General features: G+C 38.0%; 11 protein-coding genes and 1 pseudogene. 11 read left to right on the top strand and 1 reads right to left on the bottom strand.

Annotated elements, in window-relative coordinates; all coding sequences use genetic code 11:
* Positions 1-29 precede the first annotated feature (29 nt).
* From KQJ23_RS07915 to KQJ23_RS07875, 8 genes are all read left to right on the top strand, one after another.
* The gene (locus KQJ23_RS07915; RefSeq protein ID WP_216478310.1) at positions 30-860 is read left to right on the top strand and encodes a TnsA endonuclease N-terminal domain-containing protein; all 831 of its coding nucleotides are present in this window, start codon (positions 30-32) and stop codon (positions 858-860) included.
* Complete coding sequence (locus KQJ23_RS07910) at positions 857-3,007, top strand: Mu transposase C-terminal domain-containing protein (RefSeq protein ID WP_216478309.1); 2,151 nt, start codon at positions 857-859, stop codon at positions 3,005-3,007. The genes KQJ23_RS07915 and KQJ23_RS07910 overlap by 4 nt, the downstream gene beginning before the upstream one ends.
* Before the next feature lies 1 nt (position 3,008).
* A complete protein-coding gene (locus tag KQJ23_RS07905; protein WP_216478308.1) occupies positions 3,009-4,769 on the top strand; it encodes an ATP-binding protein in 1,761 nt (586 codons plus the stop codon).
* 57 nt (positions 4,770-4,826) lie between these two features.
* On the top strand, positions 4,827-6,221 hold the full coding sequence (locus KQJ23_RS07900; RefSeq protein ID WP_216478307.1) for a TnsD family Tn7-like transposition protein: 1,395 nt from the start codon (positions 4,827-4,829) through the stop codon (positions 6,219-6,221).
* Positions 6,172-8,067: a TnsD family Tn7-like transposition protein gene (locus KQJ23_RS07895; protein ID WP_216478306.1), complete on the top strand. Its 1,896-nt coding sequence runs from the start codon at positions 6,172-6,174 to the stop codon at positions 8,065-8,067. Before KQJ23_RS07900 ends, KQJ23_RS07895 begins: the two co-directional genes overlap by 50 nt.
* Positions 8,068-8,206: 139 nt before the next feature.
* Entirely contained in the window at positions 8,207-9,109 is a 903-nt protein-coding gene (locus KQJ23_RS23695) for an ATP-binding protein (RefSeq protein ID WP_249529589.1), read from the top strand.
* A 52-nt stretch (positions 9,110-9,161) separates the two neighbouring features.
* Positions 9,162-15,467, top strand: a complete 6,306-nt coding sequence (locus KQJ23_RS07880; RefSeq protein ID WP_216478305.1) for an ATP-binding protein — start codon at positions 9,162-9,164, stop codon at positions 15,465-15,467.
* Positions 15,433-16,083, top strand: a complete 651-nt coding sequence (locus KQJ23_RS07875) for a hypothetical protein (protein WP_216478304.1) — start codon at positions 15,433-15,435, stop codon at positions 16,081-16,083. The genes KQJ23_RS07880 and KQJ23_RS07875 overlap by 35 nt, the downstream gene beginning before the upstream one ends.
* A gap of 22 nt (positions 16,084-16,105) precedes the next feature.
* On the opposite strand, the pseudogene KQJ23_RS24165 reads toward KQJ23_RS07875, so the two are convergent.
* A pseudogene (locus KQJ23_RS24165) lies at positions 16,106-16,351 on the bottom strand (IS4 family transposase); the annotation flags it as partial.
* 224 nt (positions 16,352-16,575) lie between these two features.
* On the opposite strand from KQJ23_RS24165, the gene KQJ23_RS07870 reads away from it, so the two are divergent.
* The 3 genes from KQJ23_RS07870 (at position 16,576) to KQJ23_RS07860 (ending at position 23,322) form a co-directional block, all read left to right on the top strand.
* Positions 16,576-21,561 carry a sacsin N-terminal ATP-binding-like domain-containing protein gene (locus KQJ23_RS07870; protein WP_216478303.1) on the top strand — a complete coding sequence of 1,662 codons (4,986 nt, stop codon included), beginning with the start codon at positions 16,576-16,578 and terminating at the stop codon, positions 21,559-21,561.
* Positions 21,562-22,097: 536 nt separating this feature from the next.
* Positions 22,098-22,580, top strand: a complete 483-nt coding sequence (locus KQJ23_RS07865) for an SRPBCC family protein (protein WP_216478302.1) — start codon at positions 22,098-22,100, stop codon at positions 22,578-22,580.
* A gap of 73 nt (positions 22,581-22,653) precedes the next feature.
* Complete coding sequence (locus KQJ23_RS07860) at positions 22,654-23,322, top strand: hypothetical protein (protein ID WP_216478301.1); 669 nt, start codon at positions 22,654-22,656, stop codon at positions 23,320-23,322.
* The last annotated feature ends 39 nt before the right edge of the window (positions 23,323-23,361 follow it).

The following is a 23,361-nucleotide window of genomic DNA, read 5'->3' as shown; positions in this document are numbered from 1 at the left end:
AAAATAAAAATTAACAAGGAGGAATACAGGTGTCTAAGAGACGTACGGCCTCTACAGCTTCATCAATTGCAAGGAGAATTCGTGAGGGTAGAGGGGAGGGGCATTTTGATGCCTATAAACCATGGCTAACCATTCATGATGTACCTTCAACAGGAGTTGTAACACGAATCCTTGGATGGAAGAGCAGGCGACTACATCACTATCTCTCGGAGCATCTAGAGCTCGCGCATCATTATCAGATGGAATGGGCGGAGGATGTCATTGATATTCGAGAGCAGTTTCCACTATTGCCGTTGGAGAGGACGCTACTCATCGCGCAAAAACTAGGCATAAGACATCCTGTGGATCCGAAAACGAAATACCCCATTGTGATGACCACGGATATGTTACTGACGATCAAAGAGGGAGATGATATCAGCTTTGCTGCACATTCAATTAAACCGTCTAACAGGTTAAGCAAACGCGTGGTGGAAAAACTGCAAATCGAAAAGCAATTCTTCAATGACCAAGGAATTGACTGGTCGCTGATCACTGAAAAACAAATAAATTATGATCTTGTTCGTAATGTAGAATGGCTCCACTCAGCACGCTCGTTGGAAGGGCATATGTACCTTACACCTGAGCTTATAAAGATTATAGAACCGTTCCTCGGTCAAGCGATCTCGCTAAGTGATTCTCCCTTGACGGATGTCACTCTGGAACAGGATTTGAAGCATGGATTGCCGACGGGCACATGCATTCAGATTGTAAGGTACTTGATAGCTAATCGTTTTTGGAACGTCGATATGACAAAGCGAATTTTACCTACATTGCAACCACTGGAAATCTGCGCACACTATCACATGGGAGGTATTGTATGAGTATTTTTATCAACAATGTTCTGAAGCGTGAGGAAAATGGCAAGTTGCTTGACTGCGAGAGGGTGCTTTGGATAAACAAAGAGAAAGACGCGGTTATTACCATCTCGATTATTAACGATAACGCTCTGCCCCTATACAAAAGTCTCTCCAATTTACAGAATGAGTTGGACTCTGGGCAGCTTATCAAGCTACAGTACGATCCCTATGCCAAGTTCATGATTCCTGAAGACAAGCTTAGCCCAAATGAGATTAAGATCAGAGACCAGGCATGGGAATGCATTAAGGAGATCGTTGAATTAGAACCTAACATATATGACAAAAAGGAGCGATACCAGATCATCAAAGAGCTGTGCAAGAAGACTGGAAAGGGTAAGAAGTTTATTTATAAATACCTTCGGTATTATTGGATGGGAGGAAAAAAAGAAAATGCCTTATTGCCTCGATTTCGAAAATGCGGAGGTCCTGGAAAGCCCAAAAATCCAAAACACAAAATGGGTAGAAAGCGGATTACTGCGACAACTGATCCATCACTAAACGGGGTTTTAACCGATAGTGAGACTCGAGGGATTTTTGATGATTTTATCCGGAGTGTTTACCTTAAGGTAAATCGAAGAGATTCGGTCAGATTTACATACATTGAGATGCTTAAGAAACGTTATGGCATCGGCACGAAGATTGTTAGGGGAGTAGAAATCCCAATCATCCCGCCTAGTCATAAGGTTCCGAGTATTGACCAGCTTCGGTATCACATTAGGACGAGATATACAAAACGCAAAAGATTGGTGGGGCGTGAGGGGAAAGTTACTTTTGATCGGGACTTTAGACCATTGTTAGGTTCAGAAACAAGACGTGCTACAGGCCCTGGCCAAATCTTTGAGATCGATGCGACGGTTGCTGACGTGTACCTGATTAGCTCAGATAACGTCGACCAGATCATCGGAAGACCAGTCGTCTATATTGTGGTGGATGTATGGACTCACATGGTTGTTGGTCTTTATGTCGGGTTTGAAGGACCTTCTTGGTTAGGCGTAACAATGGCTATAGAAAATACCGCAATGAATAAAGTTGAGTTTTGTGCGGAATTTGGGATAGAAATCACTGAGTACGAATGGCCGTGTCATCATATGCCTCAACAATTTTATGCTGACCGGGGAGAAATGGAGAGCAAAAAGGCGGACTCTCTGGGAAAAGCGTTAGGCATTAAATTGAAAAATGCTCCTCCATATCGGGCCGATCTAAAGGGGATTGTTGAGCAGCAGTTTCGCACTTTAAATTTAGAGCTTCAACCGTGGATGCCCGGCGCAGTAAAGAAAGAGTATCGAAAGCGGGGAGGCCCTGACTATGTTCTGGACGCAAAACTCACATTAAAGGATTTCACCAAGATGGTAATTGAGATGATTCTACATCGCAATAATTATCATTTCATGGAGCATTATCCTTTGGACAAAGCATTGTCTAAAGACAATGTAAAACCGATTCCGAGGGATCTGTGGAACTGGGGAATGCAACGCGATCACTTCTTGCATGAAGTACATCCTGATATTGTACGTCTCAATGTGCTTGAGGAGGCTAAGGTCACAGTAAATAGTGAAGGAATCCAGTTCGAAGGCATGTATTACTGGTGTGATGAGCTATTAGAGCAAGGGTGGTTCGTTCAAGGAAATTCGGCTGAAGTTATTATCGCGTATGACAGACGAAATATGAACTTTACGTACATTAAATTGCGTGACGGAAAGGAGTTCATGAAATGCAACCTATTGGGGAAATCTTCACGGTTTCAAGATCTGAGTCTGGAAGAGGTGAAGATGAAGCGATTTGAGGAAAAGCTGCAAAAGAGTCTGTATCAGTCAACGAAGAACCAACAAGACGTAGATTTAAGTACCCGACTAGAGAAGATTAAAGAGGAGGCAGTGTCGCGAGTTGAGGCTGAGAGAGATCATTCGTTGACGAAATCCGAGCGAAAGTCTGATATCCGTGCAAACCGGAAAGAAGAACGAGATAAGCTGCGTAAGTTACAGAGCTTTGAGCTAAGCAAAGCGGATAACATAAGTAATGACGGAGTTACTGAAGACGACCGTGACAACGAGACGTCTTTCTCGCCAAAATCTAAGTTCGGATTATTATCCATGATCAGAAGAGAGGGTTAAGATGGATCGAAAAGCTAACCTCGAAGCAATGTATCACTATACCCCAAGCCTAATTGGTCGTCAGGTTAATGCTGGATATTTGACGCAAGAAATCTCCGGCTACAAAAATAACCCTTTTATCGAAGCCTTACCACCAATTTTTGAAGAAGAGTACGTAGGTGCAAAAATTGCTCGATTTCCCGACCATAATAAGGAGCAACGCAATCTGGGCAAACAAACAAGGCTTCATCTTATCCAACAGATTGCCGATTACGTTGAACCTTTACCTTCACACCTGCTTGTGGAACAACGGCTCTCGCGATTAATACGGCACGGGTACAAAGCGAGAAATCCGTTGACACGCGAATCAGTCAAACAGTTCCACATTGGATTTCAGAATATCCTCGAATCCGGAGTCAATGATGAGGGCATTAATTTAGCTGGCATTCGGTCGACTGCATCTGGGTTTGCTATTCTCGGTGTAAGCGGCCAAGGGAAAACGACTGCAATCGAAAGTTCATTGCTGCTTTATCCTCAGGTTATCCACCACTCGACGTATCAAGGGCAGCCCTTTATTCGAAAACAGCTTGTTTGGCTTAAACTCAACTGTCCTCACGATGGTTCGCTGAAGGGATTATGCTTCAACTTTCTACAAGCTGTTGACTCGGTACTGGAAACGAACTACTTTCGGAAGTTTGCAACAAAGGGTTCATTGGTTGATATGCTCTTACCTGTAATGGCTCATATTGCAACGCTACATGGACTTGGCGCACTCGTTATTGATGAGATCCAGAACCTCAGCTTTATGAAAAGCGGCGGTGCCGAAAGAATGCTCAACTACTTTACGCAGTTGATTAACACAATCGGTGTGCCTGTTATTCTGATCGGAACCTTTAAAGCGATGAAGCTTCTGTCAGGCTCATTTAGCCAAGCCAGGAGGAGTACCGGTCAAGGTGACATGATTATGGATCGTTTGACGGAAGGTGAAGAATGGGATTATTTCGTTGAACGGTTATGGAAATACCAGTGGACAAGCACCCCTACAAAATTAAATGACTCCTTGAAGAGGGAAATGTACAAATTATCTCAGGGGATCGTGGACATCGCGGTAAAACTTTATATGCTGGCCCAATGGGAAGTCATCATGAACGGGGGAGATACTAAAGAACGCGTGACGTTAGGGCTGCTTAGAGACGTCGCTAGAAGACATATGCAGTTGGTTCAGCCGCTGCTTCAAGTTCTAAAGCGAAATGATCCCTCGGCAAAAATACTTGTAGATGACTTGTATCCGCAGTGGGATGTATTAGACCAATTTCTGCGTAATTCAGAGGAGAAAGTCAATCTTCAAGGGGAGATACGTTCTAAACTTTTGCGGGATGAGAATGTTGAACTCGATCAGGCCAGATACCTAGAGCTGGTAAAAACGGCGATTGACTTTGGAGTTCCGGCTGAAAGTGCTGAGGAACTGGCGAAACGCATTTTGCTGCGGAATGAGGCTGAGAGCGACCTGGTCCGGTTGAGAAAAGAATTGCTTCAAGAAATTGAGTTGAATGGTGCCGCGGCGGATATTCACAATCCTATATCAGATAATCAAACAGAGGAAGAGCAGAATAAACGACCAAGGAAAAGAACGACCAGAAAGACGACGCCTAATGTTCTGGACGTTGATGATCTGAGAAATGCTGTAACTAGCAGCGCGGATAAGAGTGATAAAATCTACGAAAATCTGGTCGAGCTTGGTTCCATTCCCTCAGAAGAAGATTTGTCCAGATTGATTATCTGAGACTGTACTAAATGCCGAACACGAGGGGAAAACTACTAATAGAATTCATGCAAAGGAATGATTCTATTGGTAGCACATTTCCCTTCGTTGTACCCAGATGAGCTGCTTTACAGTGGGATTGCCCGATATCATCAAATGTCCGGAAATACATCACAAAAGCAGACGGTTCGTGATTTGTTCGGAAAACGACTGGTTTGTGCAACAGTCGATCTACCCAGTCACCTAGGTTCACTTACTAGAAGGCTAGGTGGTGCGTATACTGTGGAGGAGTTAGTCCAGAGGCATACACTCTATCCGTATTACACCACTTTTGTTTCTAAAGATAAGGCAGAGGAAATATATTGCTTAATGGCAGAGGGAAAAAACAGAGGCGAAGCCCATGTATCATTGGGAATACCAGCAAGCACGATCAAATTGCCGGCGAACTTGAGATATTGCAGAGGATGCTATCGTGATGACGTTAAAAGGTATGGCGAACCTTATTGGCATCGGCTTCATCAGCTCCCAGGTGTTCTAGCTTGTCCAATTCATAAGATGTGGCTTAGCAATTCGGCTATTCCTTATACTACGCGTGAACAAAAATTTGGATTCCAACCTCTTAGTACAGTTAAGGATGAGAACGAGTATATAACATACGACTTTGTTCTGGGACGTTGTTTGAGAATCGCCAAAAGGTCGGAGATACTGCTATCTCGATCATTCCAGTATGTCGATCTCCAAAGTTTAATCAGAAGAGATTACGTCACTAATGAAGGGCGGTTCCGCTTTCGTAAGTTGCTTGTTGACTTTGATACACACTTTACCCCCGAGCTTTTAAAGGCTATAAACTGTGAGGTGAAAAGGGACTATTCCGAAACTTGGCTGCACAAGATCATTAGAGGGAAAGTGTTGGTTTCGCATCCATTACGATATATATTGATTTCCGAGTTTCTGGGATTGGATCCATTCCAGAACGCAGTGCAGAGAGGGCGGAACATGGGAAGGGGAAGAAAGCTGCCTACTGAAAAAGTCAAAAGGTTGAATAAAGTCACCCAAAATAAAGATTGGGCAGAGAGGGATGCATATTTTCGGTTGGAGGTCAAAAAAGCAGTCACTGAAATGAAAGCACAGAAGATCAAGCCACCGCGCATTACTGTCGCTGCTATATCTAGGCATATAGGCCACACGAAGTTTAACATATTGCTGGAGAAGTGTTTGAACAAATTACCCCTTACTGAGAGTTACATATCGCAAGAGCTTGAAACCACGGAAAAGTATCAAATACGACGGCTGGAGTGTGCTACCTCCGTGATGAAAGAACAAGGATTTAAGGTCCAAGGATGGCGTTTACTCAAAGCTGCGGGGTTGAATCATCCACTTGCTGAGAATGTTGAAGCAAAGTTTCAGAGTCTAATAAAGGGGCATGATGATTTTGAGCCAGATCGCACATTTTCCTACCCCGTTTCCTGGTGAGGATTTTCGTAGCGTATTATATCGTTACCATCTCTATTCGCTAAACCCTGAGATTACAGACACAAATCAGGAGCTATTCGGGACTAGAAGCAGTTTTACCGTCTTCCCGAGAGGGCTAGAGATTTTATTATGTAAGTTTCGAGACCCGCAAGTGTTATCGTCAAGCGCAGTTGTTGAGGACCACTCCTTATTGCCGTTGTTACTTCCCTTCATGGTCGAAGAGCGTATTGCGGATATAGACCACGAGGTGAAACATGGAGGTGGGATTTCAGAGAGTTACGTAGGAAAATTAGCTGGGAATAAGTATGGAAAATGTATATCGGACGATATTCGTTACTGCCCTTGTTGCGCACATGAGGATATGAGCCGCTACGGTTGTAGTTATATCCACAGAGAGCATCAAGTGGCATTCATCTCGACATGCATTGTCCACAATGTAAAGTTGGTGAGTCGTTGCACCTGTTGTAACGATACTCTGATGTATTGGCCAATCACCGGTAAGTGCAAGAACGGGCACTACATAGCCTCGTATTTGGCGAGGGAAGAGAATAATACATTGGATATGGAACTTTATTCGGACCTCCAATACCTACTTGTCAACTACAAAGGGATCAAGAATACGCTAATTAAGCAGAGGTTCTTGGAATACCTTCACTCCAAAGGATACCTTGATCAGTCTGGCACCAGAATCAAACGCGGGAAATTGGTTAATGACATCCTTAAACAATTCCCTCGGGAAGTACTGCGTATGTTTGGATTGAGCGAAAAGCACGTTGTTCAACGGAACACATTTGAAAGAATCTTTTGGGACGCACCATTGGTCATCAATCTCCCATTAAATTTTCTTATCATACGTTTTCTTGCAGGATCTATTAAGAGTTTCATTGAGGTTGGCATCCCTTACACATGTGAGATTCCGTTTATAGATGGTCCTTGGCGGTGTGAAAATAAGCATTGCCCTAGTTTCCAAGAGTTGTCCATCCAACGTTGTATTCGAGTGGACAACGGATACCGAGGAGTATCGGGACGATTTAGGTGCGTTGTCTGCCAAGGTGAATATACGATGGAATGGAGATGGAAACAGGGACTTATTAAAACAAATTATAAAATCATCTTTTTCTCTGAAGAGAAGGATCAACAAGTTATAGAGATGTTGAATTCCGGTTTTTCACCAGATGACATCTCAAGTAAACTATTTTGTTCACAAGATTATGTGAAGACACTGGCAAAGAAGGAAATGGAGAGAAGCCAATTAACCCTTTTTGGTTTTGATGAGATCGCAGCAACAGTTGAGGAGGAAGTAGAGAATCCAAAGAAAAGGCAATATCGGGATAAACTATTAAAGGTAATTAGTGAGAACCCTGGGTTGAGCAGATATAAGATATGCCTGAAGTGCAAAACTCAATATGAATGGTTGAAGCGGAACGACAGGGATTGGTTGGAACAGCAGTTGCCTTCCTCAAGGTCGTTTGATCGATTCGACTGGAATGAGGTTGATAAAGCTTTATCCTTAAAGGTTAAGGAGGTGGCAAATCAATTAATTGCATCAAACCCAAATATCAGAGTGGGGAGATACTCAATTATGGGTGCGTTAACTTTGAATGAAAGTGGTCGCATCAAAAATTACATAAAGCACCTGCCCAAAACTGATCACGCTCTGCGTGAATGTGCCGAAACAAAGGAGCAATACCAGATCCGCCATTTGCCGGCGTTGGTGTGGCAACTCAGGAATCATTATGATTATAAAGAGATTACATTGGAAACGGTATTGTCATATCGGCGGTCTTATCGAGGCATCTCAAATAATATGAAAGAGATTCTAATGGAAAAACTCAAGACATTATAGACGGTCTTTGGCTACTGACTTGTCAGTAGCCTTTTTCGTTTGCTGTTTGGGAAAAGTAGGATATTGGCATTTATTGTCGAATTTGTATCAGAGGCACTTCAGCGTGCGTATCAATCATCGACTGTAGGGTGAGGTCAAAATGGATAAGATAAATGAATTAGTAGAATACGGATACGAGTGCGAATACTTAGATTTTAAAGAAAAGCAATATGCCAAAGACAAAACTACCGACCTAATTGCGGACATTATGGCTATGGCCAACTCCCGTTATGACGGAGAAAAATTTATCATCGTGGGAGTAAAGGATCGACCAGAAGGAAAAGAAATCAAGGGGATAAACCCGGAAGAATTTATAGATTCGTCAAACTACAAACAAGTAATTCTAAGTAACATTGAACCCGAGATACAGTTTGACTATTTCAAATTTGACTACAGAGGATTAGTTTTAGGTGTATTTTGGATTTATAGTACAGATAACAAACAATATATGCTGAAAAAGAAATATGATCGACTAAATGAAGGACTTTGCTTAATCAGGAAAGGCAGTATGAATGCCTTAGCAAAACGTAGCGACTTTGATTATATGTACCTTAATAAGGGGCAGTTTGAAATAAGATTTCTGGAACAGGATTTACATGCTGTACATGACGCCGATGGTTGCGCGTCTATAGAGATTGCATTTTCAAATACAACAGATTTGCCAATAACGATAATTGCCGGTGAACTCTTGATAAGAGACAAACAAGGTGCCAAGTTAACCAACCATCCTGTGTTTGGTTTAAACGAATATGTTGGTGCTGATTTCAAATTAACATTTCAGCCAAAGTCAGAAGTAGTAGGACATCTGTTTGTTGGCTTTACTTCATCTCAACCATTTATACTTAAAATTGACGAATTCGGTTTGTGTGATGAGAAAAATGATTTTGAGTTACAACTCCTGGATGCTCGGCTGAAGCAACACACTGCAACAATACGTGAGGGAGGAGTATTTGCTGACGGAGACTTTCTTTGGAAGGTGAAAGAGCAGAGGGATTCCACATAAGTTCCGGACGTATTGATGCTCATATACTTAATGGAAAGTAGAGGTGGATACTTTGGAGAACGAACTTGTTAGGTATTCAAGAGCCGGTGACATTTTTCATTACCGATGGGCAGCTCGCCGGTGTCTGCGTTTAATCTCACCTAAGTCTCGAATTAATCAAATTGTGATTGAGGGTTCTAAGGAGAATAAACTTGCAGGAGAATATGTTATTGATGTTGCTGAATACTCTGATTCACTAACTAGGCAAGGATTTCAAGACGTAACATATTATCAGTTGAAACACACCACTGTACATAAAAATAATCCTTTTGATCTTAGTGATCTAAGGGAAACATTTGAGGGGTTTTCGAAACGGTTTCAAAAGCTTACCAGTGCCACTACCCAAGTCGATAGTGTCATCTTTACTATTGTCACAAATAGACCAGTTAATCAAAATCTTAAGGTGAATATTGGAAAATTATCTGCTGGCGAGAAAGCTAATTTAAAGTATAAGAACACATTATTAAAATATACTCAGTTGTCTGAGGAAGATCTAAAAAAGTTTTGTGCTTGTATAAAATTTGCAGACGGTGAAGGAGATTATAATGCACAGAAGTATAGGCTTCATTTAGAAATATCTCAGTTGGTGGCCGGTAGCGTCGATAATCCTGAAATAGAAAGCATTACTGGACTGGTTCGTGACAAGGCATTACCTGATTCAAATGGTGTGATTTTTCGTGAGGAGATACTTGAAAAATTTAAGGTTACATCTGATCGTGATCTCTTTCCTGCTCCACTCGAGTTTGAAAAACTTGAAACTCTTGTACATAGAGTGCAGCATAATGATTTGTTGAAAACCATTTTAACATCAGAAGCCCCGTTGATTATACATGCATCTGGAGGGGTAGGAAAAACGGTCTTTGCTCGTCAAATAGCCAAATCATTACCTGTTGGATCTTTCGGTGTTGTATATGATTGCTTTGGTGGTGGACGTTATCGTAATCGGAGCGAAGTGAGGCATCACCATCGTCAAGCATTTGTTCAAATTGTTAATGAATTGGCTGTACAAGGCCTTTGTGACCCACTTATTGTGAATTCCGGTGCATCTGAAACAGATATATTAAGAAAGTTCCTCGACAGAATTGATACAGCAGTTATTGCTATGAAGAAATCAAATAGCAATGCAGTCCTAGTGATTCTAATAGATGCAGCTGATAATGCTGAAATGGCCGCGGCGGAGTTCAATGATAATTGCTTTGCCCATGAACTTCTCCGTGAACGTATAATCGAAGGTGCTAAAATAGTTGCCCTTTGTAGAACCGAGCGTATACATTTACTCCAGCCGCCTAGTAACATCAAACAACTTGAGTTAAATCCATTTTCGGAGAAAGAGTCTTTTGATTATATAAGATCTCATTTTCCGCAAGCGTCTATAGAGGATGGAATAGAATTTCATAGGCTTACTAGTGGCAATCCACGTGTGCAGTCAAATGCTTTAAGTTTAAATGGTAATACGATTGATGAAGTATTCTCCAGACTTGGTAGTATTGGAACCACTGTCGATGAACAAATAGAAGGACAATTAATGTCAGCAATTGATACAATAAGAGATAAACTTCATGATGATTACAGAAAACAAATCGACTCTATCTGTGTAGGTCTTGCTACATTACCTCCCTTTATTCCACTGAAGATACTATCTAGGGCAGCTGATGTTGAGGAGTCTGCTATAAGAAGTTTTGTTGCAGATATGGGACGTCCCTTATGGCTTTCTGACTCCTCAGTTCAGTTTAGAGATGAGCCTACGGAAACATGGTTTAGGGAAACTTATGCAGCATCGAAGGAACAAATAGAGTTTTTTATTGAACAAATCAAACCATTAGCTAACGAGTATTCATATGTAGCTTCTGCTATGCCTGCTCTGTTATTACAAGCAGGGAAGAACACCGATCTTGTTGAATTGGCTTTATCTGATAATTATCTCCCCGATAATCCCATTGATGAGCGAAATGTTCGAGTATTTCGTCTTCAATTTGCATTTAAGGCTTCGTTGAAGCAAAAAAGCTTTGTTGAGGCAATTAAATTAGCTTTACGAGCTGGTGAAGAAGTAGCTGGTGATAAACGACAGTTCGAACTTCTTGCAAGCAATATTGATCTGATTGCGCCTTTACAAGATGAACAACGTGTACAGGAGTTTGCTTTTCGTCGTTTGTTTAGCGGTTCTTGGAGAGGATCAGAGAATGTTTATTCAGCAGCGTTGTTATCAACAGTCAAGAATTTTAGAGGGGAAGCCAGAAGCTTTCTTAGGGCTGCTGAGAACTGGTTAAGTCTATACTTCCAAGATAGAGACAAGAAAAAAGAAGAAGATATTCCATTTCATCGTGAGCAACTAAAAAATGAAGAAATTATGGAACTCGTATACACACATTTTAATTTACATGGGGTAGAGAGGGCCTTCAAATTTCTTATGAGTTGGCGACCGAAGAAGGTAATCTATCATATTTCTAGGCAACTATTTAAACGTCTTATGGACCTAGGGGAATTATCTGCTGCAATGCAGTTTGCAAAACTCGGTTCGCGTAATCAGTATTTAATAATTGCTTTTGCACATGAGTCCTTAGATATTGGACATATTCCCAATTCTGATGTGCTCTGCTCTTGCCTTGATTTACTAACTACAAAACGGGCTAGAATTTCAAAAAAACAAAATACTTTTCAGGACACAACACTTCAATCTCTTATCTCTTTTCTTGAATCTTGCGCAGCAAACAAATTACCGAAGGGGAAAATCATCAGAGTTCTAAATCATTATTTCCCTCAATGTGCTTCACGATCTATTACAAGCGATTACGATAATAAAGATCGTGCAATTTTTATGCGTGCACTGGCATTGAAAAAAGTATTACTTTCAGATTTGGAATTCGATATTAATGAATTGCTTCCAAAGGATCTACAACAGAATAAAAAATATAAGGATGAGCAAGAGGTAAGAGAAATAAAAGAGGTGATTGGCGGACTGTTACCTTGGTATATGCTCCGGATACGCTGTTTAGCAGGGGATATTCTTGAGTTTGATAATGATGTAGCAGAAGTGAAAAAGAAGTCAGGATCAGCAACAGCGAGTCGATATAGAGACTATGATAGTTTGCCAACGGAAATAGCTAGAATATGTTGTGACATTTTGATGTTTCATAAATTTCCCGGACAAATGTCAGTCAAAACTTTTTATGAAAATTATATAAAGAGTAACGGGATGTTTCTTCCTGATCATCTAAAATTAGTTCGTTCTGCTTTCCGATTAAGCCACTTAGATGGACAGAAGCGAGATTTTGAACAATATGCTTATGACGTAATCCGTTCTGCTACAGACATTGGCCCAGAGGAAAGGGCAAACTGTTACATTGATCTTGCACGAGCATTGATTAATGTAAATCGTGATGATGCCGCTGTTTACTTCAATTTTGCCATCGATGCCGTTTCGAAATTTGGCGATGAAATCGTCGAGAGATGGGAAGCTGTTGTTTCCCTAGCTAACCAAAGAAAAGTAGATGAGTTTGCACCTTATGATTTAGCTTACAGATTTATACGTTGTGCAGAGCTTATAGGAGAAAATGTAGCTCGCGAAAAGTATTGGGATAGGGATGAGGCTGTTAGGACTTGTATTCGATTGTCCCCGGTAACTGGAATCGCCGCACTAAGCAGATGGCGGGACCGGGAAATTGGTCGATATAATCATCAATTAATTGCTTTGTCCGAGGAAATTGTAAGAAGCGGCTACGTTGTACCAACGGTAGCATGGTCTCTTTCTGCGTTCATGACGGAGTTTGAAATAGGGGATTTCTCAAGACAATGTATTATGAAGGAAACATCGCATGATAATCGGATGTATATTTTTGAATCAGTCATTAGAGAACTTAGGATAAACGGAGTTGGAGGGGAAGTTTGGGGAAGGATTGCTGAAACTGCTAAAAAGTACTCTTTACAAAGTAATCTATTGGATGAAGTTATTGCTTATAATCGCGACATTATTGATGAAGAAGGGAATATTCTTAACCAAGAAAGTACTTCCTCGCTTTGTGTACAGTCGGAAGAGAGTGCGATTGATTGGAACGATCTGCTGCATGATTTGGACTTGGTTTCATCTAATGGATTAAGACAAGCTATCCAACGCTATGATGGACTTCCTCAGACTGTGCGAAACAGCGAGTTCTTATGGCGTGAAGTCTACAATCGAATTTCCGATAGTGAAGCGAAGAAATTTTTGTATGAGCTTATTAAAGTAAATGAAGCCGATTTTTATGATATACAGAATGCGCTTTTGTTAGTGCCGGAAGAATGGCATCGCAAAATGAGCATTAAAATTGAGTGGCCCCAAATCATGCAATTCGTAGGGAAACGATTTGCTACGTTTCTGCTGGAAAGGGGATCAATCTCTTTTTTCACTAGGAGGCTTCATTTAGGAGCGGAAAATATACCCTTTATTCAAAAAGGAATAATCGAAGGATTAGCAACCCATGGAGATTTGGTTCATGCAACTACATTTTTTGGCTTTGTAACAGTTGCTTCGAAATATATCACAACACAGGAAGCAACTGATTTACTCGATTTTGCATTATCGAGATTCGAATTACATATTGACTCTGAGTACGCTGATGGGCCATGGTCTCAATTGTTGTTGCCGCCGATTCACATGGATAGTGCTTTTACAGGTTTTGTTTGGTCTGCTTTAGGTTCTCCAAGATCTTCAACACGCTGGTGTGCCGTTCACTGTGTTCGTAGACTCGCAGAATCTCAATGCAGGGATGAGATCGATGCTTTAATTGATTGGATGGAAAGGGATACTGTTGATGCATTTGGTGCTAGTAAATTTCCGTTTTACAACCTACATGCAAGATTATATTTATTGATTTCACTTGCTCGAATATCAATTGATAATCCGCACATTTTGCTAAGTCATTGTAATGTTTTCTATAAATATGCCGTACAGTCTTCTCCTCATATGCTAATTCAAAAATATGCAACTGATATTGCATTCAATATCGAGAAGGCTCATCCAGGGACTTACTCGAAAGAGGTAATTGAATCATTGCAAAAAGTGGGGAAGAGTCAATTTGATAAGGTTGAATTAAAAGACCGTTGGGAAACAAGAGATAGTTATTGGCATGCTAACGAGACGTTTGATACTAGTTTGAATTTTTATCATGGGTACGATTTTGATAGGTATTGGTTTGAACCATTAGGGCGGGTATTCGGTATTTCCAGTGAGCAAGTGGAGGATCTTACAACGAATGTTGTTATTAATGAATGGAAAAGAGAACATGATGGTGGATATAAAGATGACCCGCGTCATTCATTATGGAGATCGTCGAGGGAACAACAAGGAACTTATCATAGTCATGGGAGCTATCCGAGAATAGATAATTATAATTTTTATTTATCGTATCATGCCATGTTTGTTGTAGCTTCAAGGTTGCTAGAGAAGATGCCTGTTGTTCACAGTTCGGATTGGTATGAAGATGAGTGGTATGAGTGGCTACATAGACACTTATTAACTCGAAGTGATGGTTATTGGCTGTATGACCGTAGAGATCCTATCCCTTTGTATAGAAGGGAATGGATTAATGAAGTAAGAAGTCCAGATTGGCGTGAAGAGATATCAAATAATGATATTCTTGATGGCATATTGTCTGAAAGAAACGGAGAACTATGGCTAAACGTGTTCGGATCTTGGGAGGATGGAGATAGTGAAAGAGCGGAAAGTTTCAATATTGCAAGCTCTCTCGTATCATCGGCCACTGCTCAATCTCTTTTGCATGCATTGAGCACATGTTCAAATCCTCATGATTTTAAGTTACCTGCTTACGAAGAAGAGGAAATGGAGATTGATTTGGATACTTTTAAACTTAAAGGATGGGTATATCAAGAAGAAGTATATAAGCGTCTGGATGAGTTCGATCCACATTCTGCTAAAGTAGATTACCCGCCTTATAAAATAGGAAGGTCAATCGCTGAGAAAATGATGATATCTGCTGATTATGAACAGAGAGAATGGAGTTTGGCCAATGAGAATAGAGCATCAATGATTTGTGAAATCTGGGTTCCAATTCATGATAATCTGGAAGATGAGGAAATACGCAGTGGTAATCGACTAACAGCATCGCTCTCATTTCTAAAAAGACTTTGTACTGAATTCCAAAGTGAATTAATTATTGAAGTTCAACTTCGAAGAAGATATAGACAGAAATCATACATGAGAGGAAGTGAGTCGGATGAGTATAAGCCACCGCTTAGCAAATTATTTATCTTCTCAGCCGATGGAAGACTCAGAGATACAGAGACGCACTATGAACTTAGGCAAAGCGCTAGTCAAAGAGCTTAATTTGGACCCCGGTGTAGATACCACTGCTCGTTGGATGGCGCATTATATTGCTGAGCAAATCGAAAGAGCTGAAAATAGCACTGGAGCTGAAAAAAAAGAGGCGGAAGAACGTTGTTTTGAAGCAATTTTAAAGCTATGGAATCACAGATTAACGTTCCCAAGTGGCTCAAGGCCATTTGAAAATTTTGAGCCTATACTTCGTGCTCTAACTCGACTTGATCCTGAAAACGATCGCCATTTCTTCTTTGAAAATAGAAGGGATGCAAAGGACGGTATCCCAGAGGAAGTTCAAAAGTGGCTGGATGTAGCCAATGGAATAGATGAAGCCGTGCGCGTATGGTTGAAATATGTTTTTGAACAAGCTACACTGGCTGCAACTGATGACTCTACTATCGAATGGTTAGAGAATTCAGCGGCTCTTCAGGAAGACGACCATTTTTCTGTAATCTTCCGAGATTTGTATAGTGATATCGATGATATTTGGGGAGAACACCAAGATAAGAATGAAAAGAAACGAAAGACTATAAATTCGAAAATCAAGAAACTTGAGGCTTACGCAGAATTAAACCAATTGTTATTGTCTGAATATAGGGATGAACTTAAAAAGTATAAATAAGGGAAGGTTAATAATATTTTAGAAGTTCTATTCTCCTTTTGAGGGTGCCGGTATGATTAAGAAAGCGATAAACCGCATCTTGCTGGGCATGGAATCGTCCTTACGGATCTCAAGCAGGCGAAACCAGTTTTTCTGATGGAACAACAAAAACGAAGACAAGTTGAAATAGCTGGGCGCAGCTAAAGCCAAAGTGTTTACGAAATCCAGCTTGTTGCAGATGCTGCATGACTTTCCATTCTTGGAACGCTGGCTTTAGCTCGTTAAGCAGTTAATTCAATTCAGATGGTTGGGCTAACATTAGGGTAGACACCTCTTCGGTTGAAATGATTGCTCGACACTCTCACTTTAGCAAACGAAGCGGTGTTTTTCTATTTACAAGCCCAATACCTGAGCCCTTGAAAGACTGCAACGACATGCTCTTAAGATGATTTGTGCTCTGCGAAAGTTAGTTCTAAAGCAAGGGAAACTTTTGATATTAGGATAGGTGATATTATGAATAGTACAGATTTGATGCCAGCGTTGCAAAAAATATTTAATGATAATACAAGTTATATGAATCCAACACAAGCAGCAAATCAAGCTGATTCTATAGCTGCTTTATCGATAGATCTTTATACAGATTCAGATAGATTTATATATGAGCTTTTACAAAATGCTGATGACTCATCTTGCAATACTAGCGGGGTTAAAGTTTGGATAAAAGTATTTAATAATGAATTGGTAGTAGCTCATTCAGGTAAAGTGTTTGATGAAAAAGATATTCGCGGTATTTGTAATATTAACAACGGGACAAAAAAATCCGACTTAAAAAAGACTGGATATAAGGGTATTGGATTCAAATCAGTATTTGGTCAATCAAACAATGTTGTAATATATACTAACGGAGAATTCTTTAGATTTGACAATTCTTATAATTTTGAATGGAAATGGGATAAATCGCAAAAAGAATGGGAAGACGAAAATAATCGAAGATTTCAATACCCCTGGCAAATAATCCCGATATACACAGAAACTATAGAGGTTAGACCAGAAATAAGAAGTTTTATATCGGAAATTGGTTCAAGTGTTGCAACAGTACTAAAAATAAAGCACATCGAAGAAACAAGAGAAGCAATTCAAAACTTATTTAAAAATATTAATATGTTTATATTTTTGAAAAATATTACAGAGATTCATTTCGAAGATAAAGTTATCACAATTGATAGGACTAATGTAAATAGAATAATCCTAAATAAAGGAACAGATTCTCAAAAAGACTGGTTGGTAAATAATATTCAATTAAATGTTTCAGAAGAGTTAAGAAAGACTCTTAGAGAAGAACGTCATATCCCTCCTAAATTATTAGATACCCAATTTATTGAAATGACTTTTGCAGCACAAATTGATAACACTAACATAATTTCTTTAGAAAAAAAGGATAGAGTTTTATATTCATATTTACCTACTGGTGAAACAAAATATGAATTTCCAGTGTTAGTAAACACAAATTTTCTTATTTCGGCTAATAGAGAAAATATTCATAAAGATTCAAAGTGGAACCAGTGGTTATTTGAATGCATTTCTTACGAAATTTTCAAATGGATTTCTGAGCTAGTGATTTCTGAAGTATCATTTGAGGCATATAAATTAATACCAGATGAGTCCCCTTATGAGGATAGTTTATCAAAACATTACAATATAGGGATTAAAAGAGCAAAAGAAAATATTGCTTTTATTTTATCTCGTAACAATACATTGATTAAGGTTAGCGATGCCTTGATAGATTTTACATACCTATCAGAAAAAAACTTTATCGGTGAAGAACCAATTAAAAGTTTTATTGTGAAACAAAATAATAATACTGTAAATAAGGTTTATGTTCATCAATGTGCTTATTGGAATAAATTAAAACAACTTGAGATTTCAAGTTTTGAATGGAAAGATTTTAAACCATTTTTGAATTCTGTATATTTTAAACAGACACATTCGATTCAAAAAAATATTGAGTTAATAAAATTCTTAAGATTGTGTTGTAATTCAGAAAAAGTTAGAGGTGTTACCGATGAATATGTAAGTAATCTGCCCTTTATCTGGGATCATAAAAATAAAATTAACTATCCTAAACAAGTATGTTTTCCAACAGCTGATGACGAAAATTGGGATAATATAGACAATGAATTGTCCTTTGTTCATAGAGATATATTGAGTTGGTTATTGCATGAATTAGAAACCAGAACCTGGCTAGAAAAACTGGGAGTAAAAGAAAAGACTGATATAACCTACATAACACAAAATATCTTACCTCAAGTAAGTAATTATATTAATAATGATAATGCAATATCTGAAATACAAAAATTATTTTCATTATATCGAAAAGGCGACCTAAAAGAAAATCTAATTAGCCAGCTGTCTGAAATAAAGCTTATTACTAATAAAAACACACTATTACAAGCCTCTAAATGTTATTTATCTGACTTTTATAATCCAAGGTTAAAGATCGAAAAGATACTGAAAGAAGATATGTTTATTAGCGAAGAATATTGCTATAACATTCAAGAAAAAAAGGATTGGAGAAGATTTTTTGAAATTCTTGGTGTTAAAGATGGAATTAATCCGATCCCATTTAAAGAAAAAGAGTCGAAAACTTTATTGTTAGACTATGGAATTAAAGCGGGTTATTTTAGTACAGAAGATATGAAATTCACTCCATACATAAATACGTTTTGGGCGGATGAATTTTCGAATGTTGTCAGTTTATCTTTAATAAATTACTTAGAGAATAATAACCATTTAAGTTTTCTTTTTTGGCAAGATTGTATAGAAAATAATAATATGTCGGAAGTTATAAAAGAAGTAACAGCATATTGGGGAAATTATGGAATGGCTGGTCGCACTTATGGTAGTAAAGTTTCAAATTATTTACCTTGGTTTATTAATAACATAAAATGTATTCCGACACTTAAAGGAAAAACATATACATCCCCTGACGTATTTTTAAATACAAAGGAAATATCAGATATTTCGGGGAAATATTTACCCGTATTTAAAGGTTCTCATTTATCACAGGACTGGAAGGCTTTTTTTAAGTTTAAAACAGTGCTTAGTCTAGAAGATTATCTAAGTATACTATTACAGATTTCTTCAGATATTCAAGGTGAAGGTAGCATTAAAGATGAAAATCATGAAAGACTACAATCAATTTATACAATATTACTAGATGAATGTGCTAATTGGAGTGAAAGTGATATTGAAAGTGTTAAATTGTGGTCCGAAAGCAATAGATTGTTGAATAGTGAGGATGTTTTTACAGAATGTAATAGTTTACATTATTTTACAGATGGTAATGAGTCTATTTTCCAAGAAAAGTATGATTTTATAAAATTGAATGCAAGAAATAAAACACATCCAAATTTAATGAAAATGTTGACATTTTTTCAAGTGAAATTATTGAGCCAAAATCAATTTAAATTAATATGTCATAATGATGAAGCATGTGATAACCTGAAAATCAAGCTAAACAGTATTGTTCCATACTTTAAAATATGGATAGAACATGATGGGAATGATATTAGTACTAAACAAAATTTATTACAATTACAAAATAGAATTGATAATCTAGAAATTTACGAGTCAGATGAGCTGAAAATAACATATGAAGAAATGAACTTTATTAAATATGTTAATTTGCATGTTGATGAAAATAAAATTTATGTAACAAATCCGTGGAATTCAAATAGTGTACTATTAAGATTGGCAGAAAAGTTATGCATTTGTTTTGGTTTAGATGGATATAGTAATAAACTTGATTTTTTACTAAGAGCTGAGATTGATGAAATTCATAAATACTTTTCCCAAGAAGGCATTGAATTGCCAATAGAAATTTCAATAGGTAAAACTAATGTAGTCTCATCAGAAAATAGTAATGATAGTTATAGTAGAGATTCTTTTGAGGATTTTTTTGAAGTTACAAGTCATCATCTTAATAGAAGAACATATATACAATCACTTATTCCTAGAGCCGTAGATAATGTGCTTAAGCATCTTAGAACACTTCCAGAATATGATTGTACTGCTGCTGATGTAATATCAGAAAGTGTTATTGGAGGTATAACTAAAAACGGAAATGACATAAAAGTGGTTGCTAGACCATCAGATAATGATAAAGTTAGACTTTATTATGATTCTGAATTTGATGTCCTTGAATATGTAGATGCAGAAATTTGGTATGAGGATGGTGTTACACCCCCTAAACGGTTTACACTCGGTCAACTTTTGAAAATGACAAAAATAAATAAAATCCCAATCAAAAAAGTTGATATTAAAGATGCTGAATTTAACAATCCAAAATCTGAAATATTAGAATTTGATGCAGTACCTTTTTCACCTGAAAAAACAGCGAAGATCATTTCATCATTCGCTAATACCAAAGGAGGCACTATAGTTTTTGGGATAAAAGAGCTATCTCCGATTGAAAATGAGATTGTTGGTCTAAGTACTGATTTCAAAGTAATTGATATAACCAATAAAGCCATTTCAATGCTTAATCCAACACCTGATGTAAGTTTTGATTGGATCAAAAAAGGTGAAGAATTAGTATTCGTTATTGAAACAAAAAAAGCAAGCGAGGATATACTTTTGAATAATCAAAAATATATCCGACAATTATCTTCCACGGTATTAGTAAATGATAAAGTAAGAATAACTGATTTGATTGTAAATAATCCACAATTCAAAAGAACAATAGCTATTATTATATCTATAGAAAATTATTTTCCAAAACAAAGAAATCAAATACCACCAGTAAAATATGCCAATAGTGATGGAGCGAAATTTAAAGCAGTATTAATGAATAAATTAAATGTTGATGAAAGTGATATTATAATTTTACAAAATGATAAAGCCATAAAAAATGAGATTGAAGATGTTATAAAATATCAAATGTTCTCTATGACAGAAGATGATAGACTGATATTTTATTATGTAGGACATGGGTTTCATGATGGTGCGACTAACTATATCTCAACATACGATATGAGTAAATCAGATATATCGAACACCGCAATTTCATTGCGAAAGTTACTGCTTGATCCTTTGAAACATTCTAGTTGCAATAATGCATTGATATTTATTGATGCTTGTGCACAGAGTTTTGTAGATGAATATTCTAGAAGTACTATTTCTAATATTAATGATGAAGAATTGATTATTTTCTCAAATGAATTTCCACATTATGCATTATTTTTATCGTGTCAAGATGGAGAGAAATCTTATTCTTGTGATACACTAGAAAATGGTATATGGACTTATTATTTGACTAAAGCAATAAATGAATCGGTAGATGAAGTACTTCTTAACCATCAATACCTCACAGATAGAAAGCTAGGTGATTATTTATCTTTGAATGTATCTCAGTACGCAAAAAGTAAACATGATTGGAATCAAAATCCTAAGATAATACTTGATTCAAGCTATGAAAATGTTATAACTGAAGTTAAATAGGATATATAAGATGAAAAGATAAACCCCAAGAATATTATTTAAGGCAATAATTGAACTGCACCCTTTCAAGCAGACTTGTAAAAACAAAAATAGTTAGGTTAAAACCTCAGCTCAGAATAAAAGAGCTGAGGTTTTCGTTATGTAGCCAGCATGTCGGTAATCATTGGGTGACACGCCTCCTTATGATGGTTACCAACTTTCTTTTCATGGTAATCTTTGGTGGTTCATGACTTTTTATTTTTCGAGTTTATCACGTGCCGCGGCAAACCCAATAAAATCAACAAAATTGGTTCCAGAGATTTTTTACACCTGACATGTTGCTGCTTATATGAAGATTAAAGTTGCTTCAATACAATAAAGCCGCTTGGTAATGTGAGTACGTGACGAAATTTTTTTTAGACGAGTGCCAGTTCACATGTGAACTGGCACTTTGTATTTTATATGATCCTTTATTGTTCGCTTATAATAAGATTTAGTAAATTAAGGAAATCTGGGCGATAATACTCTAAGACAATTATTGAAGGAGGAGTAACGATATGCTGGCAGTAGTAGAGAAATTTGAAGGCGGCTATATAGCTACCTATAATCGGTCACTACTATATTCAGTTGAAAAGGTTTGGTCTGCATTAACCGAGAATGACAAACTAGAAAAATGGATACCTAACCTCCAAGTTGTAGACCTTCGAAAAGGCGGGAAGCTCAAGTTCAATATGAACGATGGAACAGATAAATTCTTTGACATCTCGATTGAGGACTACAAAGAAAGGTTCTATTTGCAATACGAATGGGGACAAGGGTGGGTTCGCTTCGAGCTATTTCCCAATGACGGTGGTTGCTTGTTAGTATTAAAGGAATTTATTCCTGTCTTAAATGACCATACCCCAATAGATCTAGCCGGATGGCATGTATGTCTGGATATGTTTAGTGCTTTACTTGAAGGTCAATATATGGACTTTCCAAAAGGCGAATGGGAAGAATGGCGTCAGAGGTATGTTAGTGTAATCAATCAGTTACGGTGAATTCCATATTCATTTCGGGTAATGAAGAGTAACGTATAGTCAGAACTAATTACATCAAGAACGGAGGCTCGTCATGATGAAGAAGGTTTATTTTACTCTGACCATTGTATGTGTGTTCACTTTAACTGCTTGCCAAGGAATGGATCAGACTCCACCGAATAACACTACGCAAACCGGCCAAACGAATAGCTCTAATATAGGAGAATTAAATGGAGATCATCGAAGTAACGAATCCCAGAATGAATCTAATTATGGTAATGCAGCAAGTCCTAATAACACGAGTGATTCTCGCCACGAAGAAGAAGGACCAGTAAAGGAAACACAGTATTCAAGCAAAGAAACAGCTGTTAATGCCATAGAGAATTATTATGAAATTGAACAAACAAATGTAGATTTGGGACATGGAATTAAAGGACATGCTGAAGGTGCGGCAGGACATCAATATATTTCTTGGAATGAAGGAAAGTGGTTGATCGAAGTTAACTTTCCAACGGATCCCGAGTATGCTGTAGACGATTATGACAATGGGGAAGCTATGGCTAAAGCCATTGTAAGTTATTTAGAGGATCACTTTCTTCCTCCGCCGGATGAGCGTGGCAAGATACAAATCAATGGCTTCCGTGAGCATCCGGAGACCATTATCCAATGGCAAGAAGGAACCAAGGTATATGTAATTGACCAAAAAACTGCAGATCCGCTTGATACATTGCAAATAGCGGTTAAACAGGCAAATAAGAAGTAAATCTACCGCATAAAGTTTGTTGTTATAGACCGAGCAGTT

Origin of the sequence: Paenibacillus brevis (genome assembly GCF_018919145.1) — a bacterium.
GTDB classification, from domain to species: Bacteria; Bacillota; Bacilli; order Paenibacillales; family Paenibacillaceae; genus Fontibacillus; species Fontibacillus brevis.
Note: the sequence above shows the minus strand (reverse complement) of the source record. Positions and strands in the feature narration are given on the sequence as shown.

What these genes read in the sequence shown, in the direction of transcription:
- KQJ23_RS07910 (WP_216478309.1), top strand. Translation starts at nt 857, where the DNA reads ATGAGTATTTTTATCAACAATGTTCTGAAGCGTGAGGAAAATGGCAAG.
- KQJ23_RS07905 (WP_216478308.1), top strand. Translation starts at nt 3,009, where the DNA reads ATGGATCGAAAAGCTAACCTCGAAGCAATGTATCACTATACCCCAAGC.
- KQJ23_RS07900 (WP_216478307.1), top strand. Translation starts at nt 4,827, where the DNA reads ATGATTCTATTGGTAGCACATTTCCCTTCGTTGTACCCAGATGAGCTG.
- KQJ23_RS07895 (WP_216478306.1), top strand. Translation starts at nt 6,172, where the DNA reads ATGATGATTTTGAGCCAGATCGCACATTTTCCTACCCCGTTTCCTGGT.
- KQJ23_RS23695 (WP_249529589.1), top strand. Translation starts at nt 8,207, where the DNA reads ATGGATAAGATAAATGAATTAGTAGAATACGGATACGAGTGCGAATAC.
- KQJ23_RS07875 (WP_216478304.1), top strand. Translation starts at nt 15,433, where the DNA reads ATGAACTTAGGCAAAGCGCTAGTCAAAGAGCTTAATTTGGACCCCGGT.
- KQJ23_RS07870 (WP_216478303.1), top strand. Translation starts at nt 16,576, where the DNA reads ATGAATAGTACAGATTTGATGCCAGCGTTGCAAAAAATATTTAATGAT.
- KQJ23_RS07865 (WP_216478302.1), top strand. Translation starts at nt 22,098, where the DNA reads ATGCTGGCAGTAGTAGAGAAATTTGAAGGCGGCTATATAGCTACCTAT.
- KQJ23_RS07860 (WP_216478301.1), top strand. Translation starts at nt 22,654, where the DNA reads ATGATGAAGAAGGTTTATTTTACTCTGACCATTGTATGTGTGTTCACT.